We start from the raw sequence: 15,962 nt of genomic DNA on the forward strand, positions 1-15,962 counted from the left end.
GAAGCTAGATGTCCCTCAGTCGCGTCTCGGTCACCGCGGTGCGCAATCTGCACCCGGTGACCTTCTCCCCTTCTCCCCGCATCAATATCCTCCACGGCGCTAATGGCAGTGGCAAAACCAGCGTGCTGGAAGCCATCCACTTGCTGGGGCTTGCCCGTTCATTTCGCAGTGCCCGCCTGCTACCGGTTATCCAGTATGAACAATTGGCGTGCACGGTGTTTGGCCAGGTCGAACTGGCTGAGGGTGGGCACAGCAGTCTTGGAATATCCCGTGACCGCGGCGGAGAGTTCCAGATTCGCATTGATGGGCAAAATGCTCGCAGTGCTGCGCAGTTGGCGGAAATCCTGCCACTGCAACTGATCAACCCTGACAGCTTTCGTCTGTTGGAAGGCGCGCCGAAAATCCGTAGGCAATTCCTCGATTGGGGAGTGTTCCACGTGGAACCGCGTTTCATGGCCACTTGGCAGCGCCTGCAGAAGGCCCTGCGGCAGCGGAACTCATGGCTGCGGCATGGTACACTTGACGCCGCTTCGCAAGCGGCCTGGGACCGGGAACTGTGCCTGGCCAGCGACGAAATAGATGAATACCGCCGTGCCTATATCAAAGCCTTGAAACCAGTCTTTGAGCAGACCTTGAGTGAGTTGTTGGACCTCGAGGGCCTGACGCTGAGTTACTACCGTGGTTGGGACAAAGAGCGTGAGCTGAGTGCTGTGCTCGCGACGTCCTTACAGCGGGATCAGCAAATTGGCCATACCCAGGCCGGACCCCAACGGGCTGATTTGCGTCTTAGATTAGGCGCTCACAATGCTGCGGACATTTTGTCCCGTGGTCAGCAAAAGTTGGTGGTGTGTGCGCTGCGGATCGCCCAAGGCCATTTGGTTAGCCAGGCCCGGCGCGGTCAGTGTATTTATCTGGTGGATGACTTGCCGTCCGAACTAGACGAGCAACATCGCCGCGCGTTATGCCGTTTGTTGGAAGAATTACGCTGCCAGGTGTTTATCACCTGTGTAGACCACGAATTATTGAGGGAAGGCTGGCAGACGGAAACGCCAGTCGCTTTGTTCCACGTGGAACAAGGCCGTATCACCCAGACCCACGACCATCGGGAGTGAAGGCATGAGCGAAGAAAATACGTACGACTCGACCAGCATTAAAGTGCTGAAAGGTTTGGATGCCGTACGCAAACGTCCCGGTATGTACATTGGCGACACTGATGACGGTAGCGGTCTGCACCACATGGTGTTCGAGGTGGTCGACAACTCCATCGACGAAGCTCTGGCCGGTCACTGCGACGACATCAGCATCATCATCCACCCGGATGAATCTATTACCGTGCGCGACAACGGTCGCGGTATTCCGGTAGACGTGCACAAAGAAGAAGGCGTTTCGGCGGCAGAGGTCATCATGACTGTGCTCCACGCCGGCGGTAAGTTTGACGATAACTCCTATAAAGTCTCCGGTGGTTTGCACGGCGTAGGTGTGTCAGTCGTGAACGCGCTGTCCGAAGAGCTGATCCTGACTGTTCGCCGTAGCGGCAAGATCTGGGAACAGACCTACGTGCACGGTGTTCCACAAGAACCGATGAAAATTGTCGGTGACAGCGAAACTACCGGTACGCAGATTCACTTCAAACCGTCTGCCGAAACCTTCAAGAATATCCACTTCAGCTGGGACATCCTGGCCAAGCGTATTCGCGAGTTGTCCTTCCTTAACTCCGGTGTGGGTATCGTCCTCAAGGACGAGCGCAGCGGCAAGGAAGAGCTGTTCAAATACGAAGGCGGTCTGCGTGCGTTCGTTGAATACCTGAACACCAACAAGACTGCGGTCAACCAGGTGTTCCACTTCAACATCCAGCGTGAAGACGGCATCGGCGTGGAAATCGCCCTGCAGTGGAACGACAGCTTCAACGAGAACCTGTTGTGCTTCACCAACAACATTCCACAGCGCGACGGTGGTACTCACTTGGTGGGTTTCCGTTCCGCACTGACGCGTAACCTCAACACCTATATCGAAGCCGAAGGCTTGGCCAAGAAGCATAAAGTCGCCACCACCGGTGACGATGCGCGCGAAGGCCTGACCGCGATCATTTCGGTGAAAGTGCCGGATCCCAAGTTCAGCTCCCAGACCAAAGACAAGCTGGTGTCTTCCGAAGTGAAGACCGCAGTGGAACAGGAGATGGGTAAGTACTTCTCCGACTTCCTGCTGGAGAACCCGAACGAAGCCAAGCTGGTTGTCGGCAAGATGATCGATGCTGCACGCGCCCGTGAAGCCGCGCGTAAAGCCCGTGAGATGACCCGTCGTAAAGGTGCGCTGGATATCGCCGGCCTGCCGGGCAAACTGGCTGACTGCCAAGAGAAAGACCCTGCCCTTTCCGAACTGTACCTGGTGGAAGGTGACTCTGCTGGCGGCTCCGCCAAGCAGGGTCGTAACCGTCGCACCCAGGCTATCCTGCCGTTGAAGGGTAAGATCCTCAACGTCGAGAAGGCTCGCTTCGACAAGATGATTTCCTCTCAGGAAGTCGGCACCTTGATCACGGCGTTGGGCTGCGGTATCGGCCGTGACGAGTACAACATCGACAAGTTGCGTTACCACAACATCATCATCATGACCGATGCTGACGTCGACGGTTCGCACATCCGTACCTTGCTGCTGACCTTCTTCTTCCGTCAGTTGCCAGAGCTGATCGAGCGTGGCTACATCTACATCGCCCAGCCGCCGTTGTACAAAGTGAAAAAGGGCAAGCAAGAGCAATACATCAAAGACGACGACGCCATGGAAGAGTACATGACGCAGTCGGCTCTGGAAGATGCCAGCTTGCACCTGAACGATGAAGCCCCGGGCATCTCCGGTGAGGCGCTGGAGCGCTTGGTTAACGACTTCCGCATGGTGATGAAGACCCTCAAGCGTTTGTCGCGCCTGTACCCTCAGGAACTGACCGAGCACTTCATCTATCTGCCAGCCGTGAGCCTGGAACAGTTGGGCGATCATGCGCACATGCAGGATTGGCTGGCCCAGTACGAAGTGCGCCTGCGCACCGTCGAGAAGTCTGGCCTAGTGTACAAAGCCAGCCTGCGTGAAGACCGTGAACGTAACGTGTGGCTGCCAGAGGTCGAACTGATCTCCCACGGCCTTTCCAACTACGTCACCTTCAACCGCGACTTCTTCGGCAGCAATGACTACAAGACAGTGGTTACCCTGGGCGCGCAGTTGAGCACCCTGCTGGATGACGGCGCTTACATTCAGCGTGGCGAACGCAAGAAGCAGGTTAGGGAATTCAAGGAAGCCCTTGACTGGCTGATGGCTGAAAGCACCAAGCGCCACACCATCCAGCGATACAAAGGTTTGGGCGAGATGAACCCCGACCAGCTGTGGGAAACCACCATGGACCCCGCTCAGCGCCGCATGCTGCGTGTGACCATCGAAGACGCCATTGGCGCAGACCAGATCTTCAACACCCTGATGGGTGATGCGGTCGAACCTCGCCGTGACTTCATCGAGAGCAATGCGTTGGCGGTTTCTAACCTGGACTTCTGATCCAGATAATCGCAAACACAAAAAGGCCAACGCTTAGCGTTGGCCTTTTTTATTGAGTGCAGATGGATGACTTTCCAAATGCTCCACGTGGAACATCATCATTTTCAGTCTTGAGATGCCGCTGCCACACTCTCCAACCGATACCCGTACCCGTAGATCGTCAGCAACTGCCAACCGCGGTCTGCGGTCAACCCCAGCTTGTTGCGCAGCCGATAGATATGCGTATCGAGCGGCCGCGACGAGACCATTTCTTCATGGGTCCAGAACCGCTCGTAGAGATACTCTCGGGACAGTGGCCGCGCCAGGTTGGCAAACAAGCAGCTAGCCAGACGATACTCACGTTCGGTGAGGTTGATCGGTTTACCTGCGCGCGTCACTGTCAGTTCAGCATCGTCAAAGGTCAGGTCATTAAAACTCTGTACTTCGTGAGTTGCTGACTTCTGCAGGCCGTGGCGACGTAGAACCGCGGTGACTCGTGCTTTCAACTCATTAGGACGAAAGGGTTTGCTGACGTAATCATCGGCGCCGCTGTTCAGCGCAGCGACGATATCGCTCTCGGCATCACGGCTGGTGAGCATGATTACCGCGGGTGGCGACTCCATGTGTTCACGGGTCCAGCGCAGCAGCGCGATACCGGTGATGTCCGGCAGTTGCCAGTCGAGTATCAACAGGTCGAAGGTTTCGCGACGCAGTTGGCGTAGCAGGTCTTCACCGCGTTCGAAGCAATGCAGGGTCCAGGGCTGTTCGGCGGTGCTGGGGATTTGTCGCAGTGTCTGTTCCACCCGTCGCAATTCCGCGGGCTCGTCATCCAGTATTGCGACACGCATGAGTGGGTCCTTTCTTGAAGAGTACAGCAGCCGTCGGCCGGTTTATTTACAGGCACATACAGCGCAGATGCCGGTCTTTGAATCTGAATAATTGTGCTCAGATTCGTCGACCCCTTGGATCTCTCTATACGATGACATCAATGAGCTATTAACCCATTGAAAGTCTTCGATACCGATGGGGGAAAGATACCGGCTCCCGACCGTAAGGAAAAGGATCAGCCGACGCATGCGCTGTCGTAAACTCGTGTGTGCTGATGTCAGATGCCCTCTGGAATCCCAACCGTGATGAGCACCATGATCCTTTCCCCCAACTGCTTGCGCCTTGCCCTCCCCTCATTGTTGATCATGGTGTTCGGTTCTGTGGATGCTGCCGCCAAGATTCGCTCGCCTTACATTGATGACAACCAGCTGTGTCGCGCCCAGCCTTTGCCGGCAGTAGTCCTGCACCTCACGGGGGACGCCTGGAAGCTCGATCCCAAGGGCAAGGCGAGCCCTTTGCTTGAAGGCATGACCATTGATGAACAGGAAGGCGTGAAGACCTCGTCGACCGCGTTTGTCAGCCTGTTGCTCGGCGATGGTTCCCGGGTGGTGTTGCCCGCCAGCTCCCAAGTGCGATTGCACCTGGAGAAAAAGCTTTCGATTCCCCAGGTCGTGCTCGAACAGGGCCAGGCCGAGGCCTATGTGATCAAGCGCGCCAGTGACCACGACCGCTTTCAGATCGTGACGCCGGTGGGTGTACTGGGCGTGCGAGGTACGCACTTTCGGGTGCGCAATGATGCGGAGCAATCGGTGCTTGAGGTGTTGGAAGGCCAGGTAGCGGTCAAACGCGACATGAAAACCAAGCCAGTGGAAAACGAAGTAAAAGTGGGTGCGCGGCAAGGTCTGCTTTTCAAGACACAGGGTGAACTGAAACCCGTGGAACTGCTCGCCGCACCGAAGCTTGTTGGGCAGGACGGTCAGAAAGGCGACGCTCCCGTCTGGAGTTTGTACCTTCGGCCTTTGCCCGGTGCCCAGCGATACCGTGCCCAGGTCGCCACTGATAAAGCCTTTATGAACATCAAGCAGGAAAATTTTTCCAGCGTGCCGAAAATGAGCTTCACTGGGCTCAAAGCCTCGTTTTATCACGTGCGGCTGTCGGCATACGATGAAAACGGACTGGAGGGAGAAACCGGGGTCTATGACATCTTTTACTACCCGCCCACCACTCAGGCACATGACCAATGATGCTCTGGCGCAAGACCGAGAAACGTCAACCTACCCATGCTCAGCGCCTGTTCCATGGCTTGGTGCGTGAGTGGTTATGGATTGGTTTGCTGCTGCTGCCCTTCACCGCTTATCTGTCATTGAGCCCAGGCCTGGCTCTGAATAACCCGTTGTACGACAGCCTGCGCCGTCTCACGCCCCTGCCGGTCGACCCGCGTATCCTGCTGGTGACCATCGATGATCCCAGCCTGAAAAAACTCGGCCAATGGCCCTGGCCGCGAAGCCTGCACGCGGATCTGATCGACCGCCTGAGTGCCGCCCAGCCCGCGGGTATTCTGTTCGATGTGATCTTCAGTGAACCCGGCGATCCTGCACAGGATAAGCGCCTGGCCGAGTCCGTCTGCAACGCCGGCAATGTCTTGTTGCCGCTGGTGCGCGAAGGTACGGCGAGCTACAGCCAACCCGGCGCGCAGATGCTGCCGTTGCTCAAATGTGCCAAGGGCGTGGGCCACATCAATGTGGAGGCGGACAGTGATGGCATAGTCCGTAGCCTGTATATGCGTGAAGGCCCACCCGATGCTACGGCGCCGCAACTGGCCTGGCTGGCCTACGAGATGAGTGGTGAGTTATCAGAGATGCCGGGTGAACCTCAGCGGTCGATCACCCAGCACTGGCATCGTGAACATGCAATCCGTATCCCGTTTATCGCGCCACATGCGCGTTTTCCCAGTGTGTCCTATGTCAGTGTCCTGCGCGGTGAGGTACCTCCCGAGCAGCTGCGCAATCGACTGATCCTAGTCGGGTCGACGGCTTCCGGGATGGGCGATCGGTTCGTTACACCACTCTCCTCCACGGTCGGCAACACGGCGGGCGTGGAGATCCAGGCCAACGTGCTGAATGGCTTGCTGCAAGGCCGCAGCATCGTTGATCTGCCGGGCTGGCTCGCGGCGCTGATGGCGACCTCCCTGGTGGCGTTGCTGCTGGGCCTGCTGCTCTACCGACCGCGCTATGCGCTCTGGATGACCCTGGGCTGCATGGCCATCTCTCTGCTGGGTGCCTGGGCGTTGCTGCGCCTCGGCCATTGGTGGTCGCCCGCGGCCTGTTTGATCGGCTTGTTGCTCAGCTACCTGATCTGGAACTGGCGTCGTCTCAGCGTGATCATCGCCTACTTCGGTTGGGAACTGACCCGCCTTGATAACGAGCCCAAAGTACTGCCCGAACGCCGCCGTGCGCCCGCCAGCAAAGGCGATGTGCTACAGGCGCGTATCTTTGCCCTGGAACAAGCCGTAAGCCGCACGCGCGACACACGACGCTTCATGTCCGATGGTCTGGAGTGCTTGCCGGTAGCGACGCTGATTACCGATCCCAAGGGCAATATCCTGCTGGCCAACCGCATCGCCCGCGAAGTGTTCGGTAATGTCCTGGTCAATGAAAACCTGTTGGAGCAACTGGCAGATCTCGGCTACCCGCCGCTGCACAATGGCGTCCGCCCTGCCCTCTCAGCGCTGGAGCTCGTCGAGTTCCGGGATATCCACCAGCGCAGCCTGCGCATGGAGCTTGCACCGTTGCTACCGGCCGAGGGCGATGTTGCACTTGGATGGCTGCTAAGCCTGACGGACTTGAGTAAGGAACGCGAAGCCCAGCAACACCGCGAGACCATGTTGCGGTTCCTCTCCCACGACCTGCGCGCACCGCATTCGGCGATCCTCGCGCTGCTGGATGTGCATAACGGCGAGTCACCGGTTTTCGCTCAGATCGAACAACAAGTGCGTCGCGCCTTGAGCCTCACCGAATCCTTCGTGCAACTGGCGAAAGCCGAAGCTGACGGTTACCAGTTCCAGCCAACGTTGTTCGCCATGTTGGTAATGGATGCCTTTGATCAAGTGGCAGTGATCGCCCAACTGAAGGGGATCCATCTGGTTCACGACCTGAATGAAGCCGATGAGGGTATGGTCTCGGCTGACCAGTCACTGCTTACGCGTGCGTTGTTCAACGTGCTTGAGAACGCCATCAAGTATTCGTCCTCCGGTACGACCGTGAGGTTGAGGAAAAGCAGCGCGCAAGGCTGGTTGGAATGTCGCATCAGTGACCAAGGCCCAGGGATTGCCGAAGAGGACTTGCCGGAACTGTTCAGCCAATACCGTCGCTTCGATTCAGCTCAGGGCAGCGAGGGATTAGGATTGGGACTGACCATGGTCAAAGCCGTGGTGGAGCGTCATGGTGGGCGCATCAGTTGCGAAAGCGTGGTGGGCAAAGGCAGCACTTTCAGCCTGCAACTGCCGCTGCTGGAAGACTGAAAAAATCGACTTTAGCGCTGTGCATAAAAAACCGGTCACAAGGACCGGTTTTTTTATGCTGAAAAAACTTATGCACGTTTTTCGTGATTTTATGAGCTTTTGAAATATCTAACAAAATCAAATTCTTATAAGACAAAAAGGGCAATTCGCCAACAATCCGTGCACAGCTTATCCACAGATACTCAGATCACGGGTGTGTCGACCACAATCGGCTCCGGCGGCAGCGAACCCATCGCCCGTTGCTGCGCTTGATTCCATGCCTGGGCACGGTCATTCAACGCGGCAATTGCCCGTGGACCTTCACCTTCGGCGTACATCGGTTCGCCAATGACCACCGTGATAGTCCCCGCGCGTTTGGCCCAGCCAGTCTTAGGCCAAAATTTGCCGGCATTATGCGCAATCGGCAGCACTGGCAGGTTGGCGTTGACCGCCAAAGCCGTACCTCCGCGCGAGAACTTGCCTACGGTGCCGAAGGGCACACGTGTACCTTCGGGGAAGATCAGTACCCAAACGCCATCCTTGAGCAGCTCGTCGCCCTTCTTGGCCACATGCTTGAGCGCTGCCTTGGGGTTGTCACGGTCAATAGCGATCGGACGCAACATGGCCATGGCCCAGCCGAAGAACGGCACGTACAGCAGCTCACGCTTGAGCACCTGGCTCAACGGCGAGAAGTACGCCGAAAGAAAGAACGTCTCCCAGGTGCTCTGGTGGTTCGACAGAATCACGCAGGGCTGGTCCGGGACATTTTCCGCGCCTTTGATCTCGAAGCGAATGCCCAGGAACACCTTGGTCAACCACAACGCGCAACGGCACCAATAGACATTGATAAAGCGATAACGCGCTTTGAATGGCAGGAACGGTGCAATAAAAAAGCTCAGGGTGCACCAGAGAAACGAACTGGTGCCCAGCAGCAGGTAAAAGAAAAAGGTTCTGATGGCCTGCAAAATCGACATGGCGGCATTTACCGTTGCGGGACAACGCCCGCCTGTTAAAAGCGCTCTCCCGAACATCCTTGGTCAGGAAGTCGAGGGCAGCTAGTTGTTGATAAGTTCTGCGGCCACGGCCGCCAGATCGTCAAAAATCAAAGTGCCTACCGGCAGGTTTTTCGCCTGGGTCTTTTCGCCTTTTCCGGTCTTAACCAAAACTGGCTGAGAGTCGACGGCTTTGGCCGCCTCCAGGTCACCGAGGCTGTCCCCGACGAACCATATCCCAGCCAAGGGCACCTTGTAATGTTCTGCAATGGTTTTCAACATGCCGGGTTTGGGTTTGCGGCAATCGCAGCCCTCATCCGGCCCGTGGGGGCAATACACCACCAACCCCACCTCGCCACCCTGCTCGGCCACCAAGGTGCGCAGGCGCGTGTGCATGGCGTCCAGGGTTGCGATGTCGTAGTAGCCACGGGCGATGCCGGACTGGTTGGTGGCGATGGCCACCGTCCAGCCGGCTTTGCTCAACTGCGCGATGGCCTCGATCGAGCCGGGCAGTGGAACCCATTCCGCCACCGACTTGATGTAAGCGTCGGAGTCGTAATTGATCACCCCGTCCCGATCGAGAATCAGCAGTTTCACCATGGTCAGCTCAGCGTCGAAATGTCAGCGATGTTGACGAACAAGCCACGCAGACGCGCGAGCATGGCGTAGCGGTTTTTCCGCACGCCTGCATCTTCGGCATTGATCATCACGGCTTCGAAAAACGCATCCACCGGCTCACGCAAGGTCGCCAGGCGCGCCAGTGCTTCGGCGTAATTACGCTCAGCGATCAGCGGTTTCACTGCGTTTTCAGCCTTGGCGATGGCTGAGTTCAGCGAGAACTCCTTGGCATCGGCGAACAGGCCAGGGTCGACGTCAGCGTTGCCCAGGCCTTCGGCCTTGCTCAGCAGGTTCGACACACGCTTGTTCACGGCAGCCAATGCGTCGGCTTCCGGCAGTTTGCGGAAGGCCTGCACGGCTTGTACGCGCTGGTCGAAGTCCAACGCCGAACCCGGTTGCAGGGCACGCACCGACAGGTACACCGACACATCCACGCCTTCATCTTCGTAGCGCGCGCGCAGGCGGTCGAACACGAATTCCAGCACTTGCTCGGCGAGGCCGGCTTGCTTGACCTTGGCACCGAACTGGCCGACCGCGAACACCACGGCCTGGGTCAGGTCGAGGTCCAGCTTCTTGTCGATCAGGATGCGCAACACGCCCAGGGCCGCACGGCGCAAGGCGTACGGGTCTTTACTGCCGGTGGGCAGCATGCCGATACCAAAGATGCCAACGAGCGTGTCGAGCTTGTCAGCGATGGCCACGGCTGCACCGGTCAGGGTGCTTGGCAACTCAGCGCCAGCACCGCGCGGCATGTACTGCTCGTTCAGCGCCAAGGCAACGTCATCCGGCTCGCCGTCGTTGAGCGCATAGTAGTAGCCGGCAACACCTTGCATCTCCGGGAACTCGCCGACCATCTCGGTGGCCAGGTCGCACTTGGACAGCATGCCCGCACGCGCCGCCCAGGCAGCATCGCCGCCAATGCGTGGCGCAATATAAGCGGCCAGCTTGGAAACCCGCACGGCCTTGTCGTAGACGCTGCCGAGTTTTTCCTGGAACACCACGTTTTGCAGGCGCAGGTTGAAGTCTTCGAGCTTCTGTTTTTTGTCTTGCTTGAAAAAGAACTCGGCGTCGGTCAGGCGCGGGCGAACGACTTTCTCGTTACCGGCGATGATCTGCTGCGGGTCCTTGCTCTCGATGTTGGCCACGGTGATAAAACGCGGCAGCAACTTACCGTCAACGTCCAGCAGGCAGAAATACTTCTGGTTGTCCTGCATGGTGGTGATCAGCGCTTCTTGCGGCACATCGAGGAAACGTTCTTCGAACGAGCACACCAGCGGCACCGGCCATTCGACCAATGCGGTCACTTCGTCGAGCAGGCCTGGCGGCACGATAGCGGTGCCTTCCTGCAGGCGGGCCAGCTCCTCGGTGCGCTTGCTGATCAACTCGCGACGCTCATTGGCGTCGGCCAGCACGTAGGCGGCACGCAGGTCGGCGGCGTAGTTGGCCGGCGAAGTGATGCGCACAGCTTGCGGGTGGTGGAAGCGATGACCACGGGAGTCACGACCTGCTGTTTGGGCGAGGATCGTGCAGTCGATGACCTGGTCACCGAGCAGCATTACCAGCCACTGGGTCGGACGTACGAACTCTTCTTTGCGTGCGCCCCAGCGCATGCGCTTCGGGATCGGCAAGTCGTTCAGCGAGTCTTCAACGATGGTGGGCAACAAGCTGGCGGTCGGTTTGCCAGTGATGACCTGGCTGAACCGCAGTTTCGGGCCGCTCTGGTCGATCTCGCTCAGCTCGACGCCACACTTCTTGGCGAAGCCAAGGGCGGCTTGAGTCGGGTTGCCTTCGGCGTCGAACGCAGCCTGGCGTGGCGGGCCGTCGATGTTGATGCTGCGGTCCGGCTGCTGGGTTTCCAGTGCGGTCAGCAGTACGGCCAGGCGACGTGGCGCGGCGTAGACCTTCTTCGCTTCGAACTTCAAGCCAGCGCTTTGCACGCCTTTTTCGATACCGGCCAGGAACGCGTCGGCCAGTGTGTTGAGAGCCTTGGGTGGCAGCTCTTCGGTGCCCAGTTCAACCAGGAAATCTTGAGCACTCATTGTGCAGCCTCCAGCTTAGCCAACACTTCATCACGCAGGTCCGGGGTTGCCATCGGGAAGCCCAGCTTGGCGCGAGCCAGCAGGTAGGCTTGGGCGACGGAACGCGCCAGCGTGCGTACACGCAAGATGTATTGCTGACGCGCGGTCACCGAGATAGCACGGCGCGCATCCAGCAGGTTGAAGGTATGGGACGCCTTCAACACCATTTCATAGCTTGGCAACGGCAGCGGCTGGTCGAGTTCGATCAGGCGCTTGGCTTCGCTTTCATAGAAGTCGAACAGTTCGAACAGCTTGTCGACGTTGGCGTGTTCGAAGTTGTAGGTGGACTGCTCCACTTCGTTCTGGTGGAACACATCGCCGTAGGTGACCTTGCCGAACGGACCGTCAGCCCACACCAGGTCGTAGACCGAGTCCACGCCCTGCAGGTACATGGCCAGGCGCTCGAGGCCGTAGGTGATTTCGCCGGTCACCGGGTAGCATTCGATGCCGCCCGCTTGCTGGAAGTAAGTGAACTGCGTCACTTCCATGCCATTGAGCCAGACTTCCCAGCCCAGGCCCCAGGCGCCCAAGGTTGGCGATTCCCAGTTGTCTTCGACGAAACGGATGTCGTGCACCAGTGGGTCCAGGCCGACGTGTTTGAGCGAGCCCAGGTACAGTTCCTGGAAGTTGTCCGGGTTCGGCTTCAATACCACCTGGAACTGGTAGTAGTGCTGCAGACGGTTCGGGTTTTCGCCGTAGCGGCCGTCAGTCGGGCGACGACTGGGCTGCACATAAGCGGCGTTCCAGGTTTCCGGGCCGATGGCCCGCAGGAAGGTAGCGGTGTGGAAAGTGCCGGCGCCTACTTCCATATCGTAGGGCTGAAGTACCACACAACCTTGCTCGGCCCAGTATTGCTGGAGGGCGAGGATCAAGTCTTGGAAGGTACGCACGGCTGGCGTAGGCTGGCTCACGAAATTCACCTGTTACTTGGGCTGCGATTTAAAGAGCGGGAGTATACCCGATTCGGCCGCGCCACCATCCCCTGGAGCCTTATGCCACGCTGCTTTTGGTGTTCTGAAGATCCGCTGTACATGGCTTATCACGATCAGGAGTGGGGAACGCCGCTGCGCGATGCGCAGGGTTTGTTCGAGTTGCTTTTGCTCGAAGGGTTCCAGGCGGGCCTGTCCTGGATCACCGTTTTACGCAAACGCGAGCATTATCGAAAGGTCTTGTTCGGGTTTGATGCGCAACGGTTGGCGCAGTTGAGCGATGGCGAGATCGAAGCCCTGATGCAGGATCCTGGCATCGTGCGCAATCGACTCAAGCTCAACGCCACTCGACGCAACGCTGCGGCCTGGCTGGAATTGGACGACCCAGCGGGGTTGCTCTGGTCGTTTGTCGGCGGCAAACCCAAGGTCAATCATTTCAAGGACCGCAGTGAAGTCCCGGCGATCACGCCCGAGGCCGAAGCCATGAGCAAAGCCCTGAAAAAAGCCGGCTTCACCTTTGTCGGGCCAACCATTTGCTACGCGTTCATGCAGGCTTCGGGGATGGTCATGGACCACACTCAGGACTGCGACCGTTACGCGGAATTGGCCAACGCCGGTTAGAATGCCCGCTTTGCGCACCACACACGAACAGGAGTGACCTGTGGAAAAGTTTAAAGGCGCCTTGCTGGTAGGCGCTCTCCGGTTGTTTGCCCTGCTGCCTTGGCGCGCAGTCCAGGCCGTCGGCACGGCGATTGGCTGGATCATGTGGAAAACCCCCAACCGTTCCCGCGAGACGGTGCGGATCAATCTTTCCAAATGCTTCCCCGACATGGACCCCGCCGAGCGCGAAGCGTTAGTCGGCCGCAGCCTGATGGACATCGGCAAGTCCCTCACCGAAAGCGCCTGCGCCTGGATCTGGCCAGCCCAGCGCTCCATCGACCTGGTGCGCGAAGTCGAAGGCCTGGACGTGCTGCACGAAGCCTTGGCTTCGGGCAAAGGCGTGGTCGGCATCACCAGCCACCTGGGCAACTGGGAAGTGCTGAACCATTTCTATTGCAACCAGTGCAAACCCATCATTTTTTACCGGCCGCCCAAGCTCAAGGCAGTGGATGAGTTGCTGCGCAAGCAGCGGGTGCAACTGGGTAACCGGGTGGCGGCGTCGACCAAGGAAGGTATCCTCAGTGTGATCAAGGAAGTGCGTAAGGGCGGCCAGGTGGGTATTCCGGCGGACCCGGAGCCGGCGGAATCTGCGGGGATCTTCGTACCGTTCTTCGCCACCCAGGCGCTGACCAGCAAGTTTGTGCCAAATATGTTGGCGGGCCACAAAGCGGTCGGCGTGTTCCTGCATGCGCTGCGGCTGCCGGACGGTTCGGGTTACAAAGTGATCCTGGAAGCGGCGCCGGAAGATATGTACAGCACCGACACCGCCACGTCCTGCGCGGCGATGAGCAAGGTGGTGGAGCGGTATGTCGGCGCTTACCCGAGCCAGTACATGTGGAGCATGAAGCGCTTCAAGAAACGCCCGCCGGGTGAGGCGCGGTGGTACTGAGCCACCTCTGACTCAAGACCCATGAAGATCTGATGTGGGAGCTGGCTTGCCTGCGATGGCATCACCTCGGTGTAACTGAGAGACCGAGTTGCCTGCATCGCAGGCAAGCCAGCTCCCACAGAAGATCGGCTCAAGTTTGGCGATCGAGTTTCTTCAAGAACACCGTCATCTCTTTTTCGGCCTGTTTATCACCATGGGCCTGGGCCGCTTCGATGCCCTTCTCCCACGCCAGCCGTGCCGCTGCGCGATCCTCCAATCCCATATGTGCCTTGCCCAACAGCTTCCAAGCCGCCGAATACTTAGGATCGAACTCGACGCATTTGTGCAAATGCTCCGCTGCCTTGGCGTTTTCCTTCAAGTCCAGATAACCCTTGCCCAAACCAAAGCGAAGCAGTGAGTTATCCACGCCCTTGGCGAGCATTTTTTCCAGGGATTCGAGCATTTACTGTCACCTTGAGCGAAAGAAGGCTGTTGTGGCGAGGGAGCTTGCTCCCGCTCGAGTGCGAAGCGCTCGCAAAATCTACGGGACCGCTACGCAGTCCAACGGGAGCAAGCTCCCTCGCCACAGTGGAATACCCGATTTAGAAGAAGCTCAACCCCACGTGGAACAGTTTCTCCACATCGCGGATATGTTTCTTATCCACCAGGAACAGGATCACATGATCCCCGGTTTCGATCACCGTATCGTCGTGGGCAATGATCACCTCTTCGTCACGAATAATCGCGCCGATGGTCGTCCCCGGCGGCAAGCCGATATCGCGGATGGCCTTGCCGATCACCTTGCTCGACTTCGAGTCACCGTGGGCAATGGCCTCGATGGCTTCCGCCGCGCCACGGCGCAGGGAGTGCACGCTGACGATGTCGCCCCGGCGCACGTGGGCGAGCAAGGTGCCGATGGTGGCCAGCTGCGGGCTGATGGCGATGTCGATATCGCCGCCCTGGATCAGGTCGACATAGGCCGGGTTGTTGATGATGGTCATCACCTTCTTCGCGCCCAGCCGCTTGGCCAGCAAGGAGGACATGATGTTGGCTTCGTCATCGTTGGTCAGGGCCAGGAAGATATCCGCGTCGGCAATGTTCTCCTCCATCAGCAGGTCGCGGTCCGAGGCGCTGCCTTGGAGTACGACGGTGCTGTCGAGGGTGTCGGACAAATGCCGGCAGCGTGCCGGGCTCATCTCGATAATCTTCACCTGATAGCGGCTTTCGATGGCCTCGGCCAATCGCTCGCCGATCTGCCCGCCGCCCGCGATGACGATGCGCTTGTAGGTCTCATCGAGTCGGCGCATTTCGCTCATGACGGCACGAATATTCGCCTTGGCGGCGATGAAGAAGACTTCGTCGTCGGCTTCGATCACCGTATCGCCCTGCGGCAGGATCGGCCGATCCCGCCGGAAAATCGCCGCGACGCGGGTTTCCACGTTGGGCATGTGCTCACGCAACTGGCGCAGTTGCTGGCCGACCAGTGGGCCGCCGTAATAGGCCTTCACCGCGACCAGTTGCGCCTTGCCGCCAGCAAAGTCGATTACCTGCAAGGCGCCCGGAATTTCGATCAAGCGCTTGATGTAGTGGGTGACCACCTGTTCCGGGCTGATCAATACGTCCACTGGAATCGCGTCGTTGTCGAACAAACCGGCGCGGGTCAGGTAGGCCGCTTCGCGCACACGGGCAATTTTGGTCGGGGTGTGGAACAGGGTGTGAGCGACCTGGCAGGCGACCATGTTGGTTTCGTCGCTGTTGGTCACAGCCACCAGCATATCCGCGTCATCGGCACCGGCCTGGCGCAGCACCGTCGGGAACGACGCGCGGCCTTGTACGGTGCGGATGTCGAGGCGGTCGCCGAGGTTGCGCAGGCGCTCGGCGTCGGTGTCGACCACGGTGATGTCGTTGGCTTCGCTGGCCAAATGTTCAGCCAGCGTGCCGCCGACCTGCCCTGCTCCAAGGATGATGATTTTCATC

13 protein-coding genes are annotated in these 15,962 nt (G+C 58.6%); 6 read left to right on the plus strand and 7 right to left on the minus strand.

What is annotated here, in order from left to right; translation table 11 throughout:
- The first annotated feature begins 8 nt into the window (after nt 1-8).
- Together recF and gyrB are read left to right on the plus strand one after the other, a co-directional pair.
- Entirely contained in the window at nt 9-1,112 is a 1,104-nt protein-coding gene (recF, locus tag JBO08_RS14165) for a DNA replication/repair protein RecF (protein WP_012721452.1), read from the plus strand.
- A gap of 4 nt (nt 1,113-1,116) precedes the next feature.
- Nucleotides 1,117-3,534, plus strand: a complete 2,418-nt coding sequence (gene gyrB, locus JBO08_RS14170) for a DNA topoisomerase (ATP-hydrolyzing) subunit B (RefSeq protein ID WP_065875581.1) — start codon at nt 1,117-1,119, stop codon at nt 3,532-3,534.
- Between the two features lie 104 nt (nt 3,535-3,638).
- On the opposite strand, the gene JBO08_RS14175 is transcribed toward gyrB, so the two are convergent.
- Nucleotides 3,639-4,361: a response regulator transcription factor gene (locus tag JBO08_RS14175; protein WP_065880340.1), complete on the minus strand. Its 723-nt coding sequence runs from the start codon at nt 4,359-4,361 to the stop codon at nt 3,639-3,641.
- Between the two features lie 285 nt (nt 4,362-4,646).
- Between JBO08_RS14175 and JBO08_RS14180 the strand changes: the two genes are divergently transcribed.
- On the plus strand, nt 4,647-5,585 hold the full coding sequence (locus JBO08_RS14180) for a FecR domain-containing protein (protein ID WP_065891280.1): 939 nt from the start codon (nt 4,647-4,649) through the stop codon (nt 5,583-5,585).
- Complete coding sequence (locus tag JBO08_RS14185; protein ID WP_065880342.1) at nt 5,582-7,861, plus strand: CHASE2 domain-containing protein; 2,280 nt, start codon at nt 5,582-5,584, stop codon at nt 7,859-7,861. The genes JBO08_RS14180 and JBO08_RS14185 overlap by 4 nt, the downstream gene beginning before the upstream one ends.
- A gap of 182 nt (nt 7,862-8,043) precedes the next feature.
- Here JBO08_RS14185 and JBO08_RS14190 read toward each other — a convergent pair whose 3' ends face one another.
- From JBO08_RS14190 to glyQ, 4 genes are all read right to left on the minus strand, one after another.
- Complete coding sequence (locus tag JBO08_RS14190; RefSeq protein WP_049710804.1) at nt 8,044-8,814, minus strand: 1-acyl-sn-glycerol-3-phosphate acyltransferase; 771 nt, start codon at nt 8,812-8,814, stop codon at nt 8,044-8,046.
- A gap of 81 nt (nt 8,815-8,895) precedes the next feature.
- Complete coding sequence (gmhB, locus tag JBO08_RS14195; protein WP_175403036.1) at nt 8,896-9,432, minus strand: D-glycero-beta-D-manno-heptose 1,7-bisphosphate 7-phosphatase; 537 nt, start codon at nt 9,430-9,432, stop codon at nt 8,896-8,898.
- Between the two features lie 2 nt (nt 9,433-9,434).
- Nucleotides 9,435-11,489 carry a glycine--tRNA ligase subunit beta gene (gene glyS, locus JBO08_RS14200; RefSeq protein ID WP_220074645.1) on the minus strand — a complete coding sequence of 685 codons (2,055 nt, stop codon included), beginning with the start codon at nt 11,487-11,489 and terminating at the stop codon, nt 9,435-9,437.
- The gene (gene glyQ, locus JBO08_RS14205; RefSeq protein WP_003187265.1) at nt 11,486-12,439 is read right to left on the minus strand and encodes a glycine--tRNA ligase subunit alpha; all 954 of its coding nucleotides are present in this window, start codon (nt 12,437-12,439) and stop codon (nt 11,486-11,488) included. The genes glyS and glyQ overlap by 4 nt, the downstream gene beginning before the upstream one ends.
- Nucleotides 12,440-12,520: 81 nt before the next feature.
- On the opposite strand from glyQ, the gene JBO08_RS14210 reads away from it, so the two are divergent.
- Together JBO08_RS14210 and JBO08_RS14215 are read left to right on the plus strand one after the other, a co-directional pair.
- Nucleotides 12,521-13,078: a DNA-3-methyladenine glycosylase I gene (locus JBO08_RS14210; RefSeq protein WP_220074644.1), complete on the plus strand. Its 558-nt coding sequence runs from the start codon at nt 12,521-12,523 to the stop codon at nt 13,076-13,078.
- 40 nt (nt 13,079-13,118) lie between these two features.
- Nucleotides 13,119-14,006: a lysophospholipid acyltransferase gene (locus JBO08_RS14215; protein WP_065875586.1), complete on the plus strand. Its 888-nt coding sequence runs from the start codon at nt 13,119-13,121 to the stop codon at nt 14,004-14,006.
- Between the two features lie 130 nt (nt 14,007-14,136).
- Here JBO08_RS14215 and JBO08_RS14220 read toward each other — a convergent pair whose 3' ends face one another.
- Nucleotides 14,137-14,448, minus strand: coding sequence for a M48 family metallopeptidase (locus tag JBO08_RS14220; protein ID WP_065875587.1), 312 nt, complete (start codon nt 14,446-14,448; stop codon nt 14,137-14,139).
- A gap of 139 nt (nt 14,449-14,587) precedes the next feature.
- On the minus strand, nt 14,588-15,961 hold the full coding sequence (gene trkA, locus JBO08_RS14225; protein WP_065875588.1) for a Trk system potassium transporter TrkA: 1,374 nt from the start codon (nt 15,959-15,961) through the stop codon (nt 14,588-14,590).
- Nucleotide 15,962 lies beyond the last annotated feature (1 nt).

Origin of the sequence: Pseudomonas sp. LAP_36 (genome assembly GCF_019456785.1) — a bacterium.
GTDB classification, from domain to species: domain Bacteria; phylum Pseudomonadota; class Gammaproteobacteria; order Pseudomonadales; family Pseudomonadaceae; genus Aquipseudomonas; species Aquipseudomonas tritici.